Source organism: Dietzia sp. SYD-A1, from assembly GCF_015356725.1.
Taxonomy (GTDB): Bacteria; Actinomycetota; Actinomycetes; order Mycobacteriales; family Mycobacteriaceae; genus Dietzia.
The window spans coordinates 1-6448 of sequence record NZ_JADDKI010000033.1; the positions used below are offsets into that span (position 1 = coordinate 1).

Here is a 6448-nt window from a genome sequence, read left to right on the forward strand (position 1 = left end):
CCCCCGCGTGCTCCCAGGAGCAGCGCTGGACCGGAGGCGGGGGTGGCCAGCGCGGGTCTTCCTCCGTCGAGCCAGGCGCGCAGTGCGCGGTCGGCGGGCGGACCGTAGGGGACCGCGCGCTCCCGGTCGCCCTTGCCGACCACTCTCAACAGGCGCCGCTCGGTGTCCACATCGTCGACGTCCGTTCCGCACAGTTCGGCCACGCGGATGCCACACGAGTACAGCAACTCCACGACCAGTCGATCCCGCAGGGCGATCGGGTCGCCCTCCGCGGCCCCCAGGTCGGCGGTCCGGATCGTCTCGGCGGCCTGGACCCGATCGAGGATCTGAGGCAGATGACGCCGCGCCCGCGGCGCCTCCAGCCGGGCCGCCACGTCCGTGGGGAGCACACCTCTGCGGAACGCCCACGTGCTGAAGGACCGGGCCGCGGCCACGCGCCGGGCGATGGTCGACCGGGCGGCACCGGCGCCGACCTGAGCGGCCAGCCACCCCCTGAGCGCGGGCAGGGTGAGTGATCCGGCGAGGTCGGCCGCGGTGTCCGGTCCGTCGCCGTCCGATCCGAGGTGAGCGAGCAACGCCCGCACATCGGAGCGGTACGACCGCGCGGTGGCCTCGGAGCGCGACCGTCCGGTCCTGAGATCGGTGACGTAGTCGTCGACGACGACCTCGAGGGCGGGCGGAAGAGAGCCGCGACCGTCTTTCGCGCCCGCGTTGTTCCCCATGAGTAACAATTGTCACTTGTGTCACCTCGGCGCGCAAGGCGTGCCTGAGCCGCGCACGGTCTAGTTCGAGGCGATGGTGCGCCAGATGCGCACGAGCTCGCTGAACTCCCGGACCTGGACCAAGACGTGGTCGCGGGCGGCATCCTCCGCCTTGTCCTGCTCGCCCCCCACGATCGCGTCGGCGATCGCCCGGTGCTCAGCGAGCGAGCGCCGCATCCGGTCCGGGACCCGCAGCTGGAGTCGCCTGTAGGGCTGCAGCACCTTCTTCAGATCGAATGACTGCCGGGTGAGGTACTCGTTGCCGCAGGATTCGTAGATCACCCCGTGAAAACGCGCGTTCGCGTAGTAGTAGCCGTCCGCGTCCGCCGCGATCGCGCGCTCCTCACATTCAGCGAGAGCGTCCTCCATGGATCGCACGGACTCCGGCCGGATCCGCCGGGCCGCGAGGCGGGCCGCCATGCCCTCCAGCTCCGCCATCACCTCGAACCGCTCCGCCAGATCGGTGACGCCGAAGTGCGTGACGAACGTGCCCTGTTTGGGCCTGATCTGCACCAAACCCGACCGCTCGAGCGCCTGCAGCGCCTCTCGGATGGGAGTGCGCGAGCAGCCGAACTCCTCCGCCAACCGCACCGGATCGAGGCGGTCGCCCGGCCGGTATCGGCCGTCGATCACAGCGTTCTCCAATGCGTCCCGTACCCGCTGGGACTCGGTCACCCGCACCATCGCCCACCTCCTCGAGGGCCAGAATATCCCGCCACCTTCTTGTGACCGCGCTCACAGTCTGATAGTAGTTGTGATGTATATAACAACGGTTATGAAACACATATAGCCCCCGAACAGCCCGTATGCACTCCAGGAGGACGCCATGACCCCACTGACGCGACTCATGGACGCCTGCACCGAGCTCATGAGCGACATCGGAGAGGCGTCGATGCGGAACGTCGGGGACGGCCTGCTGCGGGCCTACCGAGAGCTCCCGGCGGATCGTCGCGTCGAGTTCTTCACTCATCTGGTCGAGAGCTACGGCGTCGACCCGCAGCGTGTCGAGCGGGCGTATGCGGCCTGGGCTGCGACCGGGCGCGACACGGCGCGGGCCGCGGCCGCGGAGATCGAGCTCGTCGACGCCGTCGAACCGCGTCGGCAGAAGCTCTTCCGCAGGATCAATCACGCCCCCGGGGCGACACACGCGCTCACCGAGCTGCGATCGGATCTGCGGGCGCTGCTCGCCGACCATCCGCACCTCCGCTCGCTCGACCACGACCTGCACCACCTGCTCGGTTCGTGGTTCAACCGCGGATTCCTCCGCATGGAGGAGGTCACGTGGGACTCCCCGGGCGAGTTGCTCGATCATCTGATCCGATACGAACAGGTGCACCCGATGGCCGGACTCGACGAGCTGCGCCGCCGCTTGCAGCCGGCCGACCGGCGGATGTACGCGTTCTTCCATCCGGCCACCGGCATTCGGCCGCTGATCTTCGTCGAGGTCGCCCTCACCCGGGGCGTCCCCGCCGACATCGCGCCCATCCTCCGCCCCGGACCCGCCCTCTCCGTGACGGAGGCCGACACCGCGGTGCTCTACTCGATCAGCAACTGCCTCGACGGGCTGGCCGGCGTGTCCCTCGGCAGCCTGCTCATCAAACACGTCATCGATGAGGTCGGCGACGCTCTCCCCCACCTGAGCACCTTCGTGACCCTGTCGCCGATTCCCGGATTCCGGCGCTGGCTCGACGCCCAGGACGATCCCCACCTCCGCGGTCTACGGCATCGCCTCGCCGTCCTCGACCTCACGCAGGAATCGGGCCGGGATGACACGGCGGAGGTCGACGAGCTGCGCCCGCACGTGGTGGCCGCCGCGGCGCGGTACATCTGCCTGGTCAAAGACGACAGGGGCCGGCCACATGACCGGGTGGCCCGGTTCCATCTCAGCAACGGCGCCGAGGCCTGGCGGCTCAACTGGCCGGCGGACTGCTCCGCGAACGGGATCAACCAGTCCTACGGAGCGATGGTCAACTACCGCTACGAACCGGCCGAACTCGAACCCCGGCACGAGAGGTTCGTGCGGCACGGCACCGTCGCCTCGAGTGACTCGGTCACCGACCTCCTCACGACCCACAGCGGGAGTTGCCGGCCGGCACCCCCGCCCATTGAAAGGAAGTCCCACCAGTGAGCACGTTCGAATCGGTTCTGGACTCGTTCCTCGGCCATGCCCGGCGGCGGCCCGACGCCGTCCTGTTCGACCTCCCCGACGGCACCACGCTCGACTACGGCGCCACCGCGGATATCGTGCACCGCATCGCAGCCCGGTTGCGCGCGGACGGCGTCGAGCCCGGCGATCGGGTCGCGATGCAGGTGGACAAGTCGCCCGAGGCGATCGCGCTGTACCTGGCGACCCTGCAGGTGGGCGGGGTCTTCCTGCCCCTCAACACCGCGTACACCGGGCCGGAGGTGGACTACTTCCTCGGTGACGCGACGCCGCGCGTGCTCGTCTGCACGCCCGCTCGCGAGGCGGAGTTCCGCGACCGGGTGCCGGCCTCCACGACGATCGAGACGCTCGGCACCGAGGGCGACGGCAGTCTTCTCCGGTCTCGGGAGAACCACCACGACGTCCATCCGGCGGACCCCGGCTCCCCGGCCGCGATCCTGTACACCTCGGGTACCACCGGCCGGTCCAAGGGTGCAGTGCTCACCCACGGCAACCTGGCGTCGAACTGCGACGCTCTCCGCGAGTACTGGCGGTACACGGCCGAGGACCGGTTGATCCACGCGCTGCCGATCTTCCACATCCACGGACTCTTCGTCGCCGCGAATCTGACCCTCACCACCGGCGCGAGCATGCACTACCTGCCCAAGTTCGACGCGGACGCCATCGTCGACCTGATCCCGCGGTCGACGGTGCTGATGGGGGTGCCCACGTTCTATACGAGACTCGCCGCAGACTCCCGGGTCACCCCCGAGCTGTGCGCGGGGATGCGACTCTTCGTCTCCGGATCCGCTCCCCTCCTCGCCTCTGACCACGAGGCGTTCGGGGAACGCTCCGGCCACCGGATCCTGGAGCGCTACGGCATGACCGAGACGGGCATGAACACCTCCAACCCGTACGAGGGCGAGCGACGGCCGGGCACCGTGGGCCTGCCCCTGCCCGGGGTCGAGGTCCGGATCACCGACAGGGAGACCGGGGCCTCGCTCGGCAGAGGTGAGATCGGTGGGATCGAGGTGCGTGGGCCCAACGTGTTCGCCGGGTACTGGAACATGCCGGAGAAGACGGCGGCCGAGTTCTGCGAGGACGGCTTCTTCCGTACCGGTGACGTGGGCAGGTTCGACGACGACGGCTATCTCAGCATCGTCGGCCGCGACAAGGACATGGTCATCTCGGGCGGGTTCAACGTGTACCCGGTCGAGATCGAGGAACTTCTCGACGCGCAGCCCACCGTCGCAGAGTCCGCGGTGATCGGGGTCCCCCACCCCGATCTGGGCGAGACCGTCGTCGCGGTGGTGGTCGCCGCGCCGGGGCAGACGCCCGACGAATCCGCCCTGATCGGAGCCGTCGCGGATCGGCTGGCGCGATTCAAGCAGCCCAAGGCCGTCCGCGTCGTCGAGGCATTGCCTCGAAACGTGATGGGCAAGGTCCAGAAGGCCGAACTGCGCACGCGGTACGCCGGCCTGTTCACCGACAACGGCGCCTGAGCGCCGGAGCTGGAGAGAGATCATGGTCATCTACGGAGTGGCGATTCTCGCGGGGTGCACCCTCGCAGGCGCCGCGATCGGACAGTTACTCGGCGAGCTTCTCGGCGTGGACGCGAACGTCGGCGGAGTCGGCTTCGGCATGCTGCTGCTCATCGTCATCACCGACGTGATGCGGCGAAAGGGGCGGCTCCCACAGCCATCCGAACGGGGCGTCCTGTTCTGGAGCGCGATGTACATCCCCGTGGTCGTCGCGATGGCCTCGGTGCAGAACGTCTCCGCGGCGGTCTCCGGAGGCGCCGCGGCGGTCGCGGCCGGGCTCGCCGCGATGCTCGTCGGCGCGGCCCTCGTGCCGGTGATCTCCAGAATCGGACCGCCTTCCGCGCCCCTGCCACCACTGGCCGATCCCGACTCGGCAGCTCAGGAGATCTGACATGGACACCGTCATCGACGTTCTGGAGTCCAACGGCTTGTTGTTCGCGTTCACCCTGGTCGGTGTGACGATCCTGATATCCGGCTGGCTCTCGAGAAGACTCACCCGGGGCATGCTGCACGGTTCGGCGATCGCGATCATCGTCGGTCTCGCTCTGGCCTACTGGGCCGGGCAACACACGGGTGGTGAGAAAGGGGTGGCGGACATCGCCCTCTTCGCCGGGCTCGGACTCATGGGTGGCGCGATGATCCGCGATTTCGCCATCGTCTCCACCGCGTTCGGGGTGGACCTGCGGGAGATCCGGAAAGCGGGGCTCGCGGGAGTGATCGCGCTCGTCGCCGGCGTGTGGGTGTCGTTCTTCGTGGGCGCCGCGCTGGCCTGGGGCTTCGGCTACACCGACCCTGAGTCACTCGCGACCATCGGAGCCGGCGCCGCGACGTACATCGTGGGGCCGGTCACCGGAACGGCGGTGGGTGCCTCCTCCGAGGTCATCGCACTCTCGGTCGCCGCAGGACTCATCAAGGCGGTCCTGGTGATGGTCGCCACCCCGCTCATCGCGCCGCTGATCCGGCTCAACAACGCCAAATCGGCAATGGTGTACGGCGGGATGATGGGGACCACCTCAGGCGTGGCGGGAGGTCTCGCGGCCACCGACGAGCGGCTGGTGCCCTACGGCGCCATGACCGCCACGTTCTACACCGGACTCGGCTGCCTCTTGGGGCCGTCGCTGTTCTACCTCGCACTGCAGGCGATCCTGTAACCGTCGGACGCGGGGCGCTGTCACGCCACCGGGATCGTCAGCTGGACGCCGCCGTCCCCGGATCTGCGCCACCCTTCGGGGCCACGGGACACGGCGCCCGCGGACAACAACCGGCCGAGAACCGTCCTGGTGACGATCAGCGGAGTCCCGGCCGACGCGGCGATCTCGGCCGGTGCCGCCCCACCCGTGATCGGCAGCGCCTCCAGGACCCGCCTGGTCACGTCATCCAACCCGTCCCAGGTGCTCGCATGCCCGGAGGGCGGTTCGGCGGTCTCCCCCATGTCGCCGGCCAGCTCGACCACGTCTGCGGTCCTGGTGACCAGCACCGCTCCCCTGTCCCGCGCGAGCAGATGGCATCCCACCGACGCGACCGAGGTGACCGGGCCCGGAACCACGCCCACAGGTCGGTCCAGGGCAGCGGCCCACGCGGCGGTGCTCAGCGCACCGCTGCGGGCGGCCGCCTCGACCACCACCGTCGCCCTGCCCAGGGCCGCGATGAGCCTGTTCCGGTCGAGGAACCGGTACCGGGTCACCCCGGTTCCCGGAGCCTGCGCCGAGACCGCCGCACCGGACTCCGCGACCGCCCGCAGCATCCCGTCGTTGCCGCGGGGATAGAGACGGTCCACTCCTCCGGCGAGGACCGCGATCGTGCTCCCGCCCGCACCGAGGACCGCACGATGGGCCGCCGCGTCGATCCCAAACGCGCCGCCGGAGACCACCGTGAACCCCTCCGCGCAGACGCCGGACGCGAGGTCGGCGGTCACCGCCCTTCCGTACGAGGTGGGGGCGCGGGTACCCACCACGGCGACGGATCTCCCGAGCGTCCGCGCGGGATCCGCGGCACCCCGCCAC

At 69.7% G+C, this 6448-nt stretch carries 7 protein-coding genes; 4 read left to right on the forward strand and 3 right to left on the reverse strand.

Annotated features, from left to right (window positions below):
- Window positions 1-722: tyrosine-type recombinase/integrase (locus IY392_RS02030; protein WP_194860380.1), on the reverse strand; the 722-nt coding region annotated here is incomplete at its 3' end.
- Between the two features lie 60 nt (window positions 723-782).
- Window positions 783-1445 (reverse strand): GntR family transcriptional regulator, encoded by a 663-nt coding sequence (locus IY392_RS02035; RefSeq protein WP_107756637.1) that lies wholly within the window; start codon window positions 1443-1445, stop codon window positions 783-785.
- Between the two features lie 142 nt (window positions 1446-1587).
- Here IY392_RS02035 and IY392_RS02040 point away from each other — a divergent pair, with 142 nt between their 5' ends.
- The 4 genes from IY392_RS02040 to madM are packed head-to-tail and all read left to right on the forward strand — an operon-like array spanning window position 1588 to window position 5596.
- The gene (locus tag IY392_RS02040; RefSeq protein ID WP_194860381.1) at window positions 1588-2889 is read left to right on the forward strand and encodes a malonyl-CoA decarboxylase domain-containing protein; all 1302 of its coding nucleotides are present in this window, start codon (window positions 1588-1590) and stop codon (window positions 2887-2889) included.
- Window positions 2886-4406, forward strand: a complete 1521-nt coding sequence (locus IY392_RS02045; protein WP_194860382.1) for an AMP-binding protein — start codon at window positions 2886-2888, stop codon at window positions 4404-4406. The genes IY392_RS02040 and IY392_RS02045 overlap by 4 nt, the downstream gene beginning before the upstream one ends.
- Window positions 4407-4428: 22 nt before the next feature.
- Window positions 4429-4836: a malonate transporter subunit MadL gene (gene madL, locus IY392_RS02050; protein WP_107756640.1), complete on the forward strand. Its 408-nt coding sequence runs from the start codon at window positions 4429-4431 to the stop codon at window positions 4834-4836.
- Between the two features lies 1 nt (window position 4837).
- Entirely contained in the window at window positions 4838-5596 is a 759-nt protein-coding gene (gene madM, locus IY392_RS02055; protein ID WP_194860383.1) for a malonate transporter subunit MadM, read from the forward strand.
- A gap of 20 nt (window positions 5597-5616) precedes the next feature.
- Here madM and IY392_RS02060 read toward each other — a convergent pair.
- Window positions 5617-6448, reverse strand: an 832-nt coding sequence (locus tag IY392_RS02060; protein WP_194860384.1) for a DNA-processing protein DprA, incomplete at its 5' end; no start/stop codon positions are given.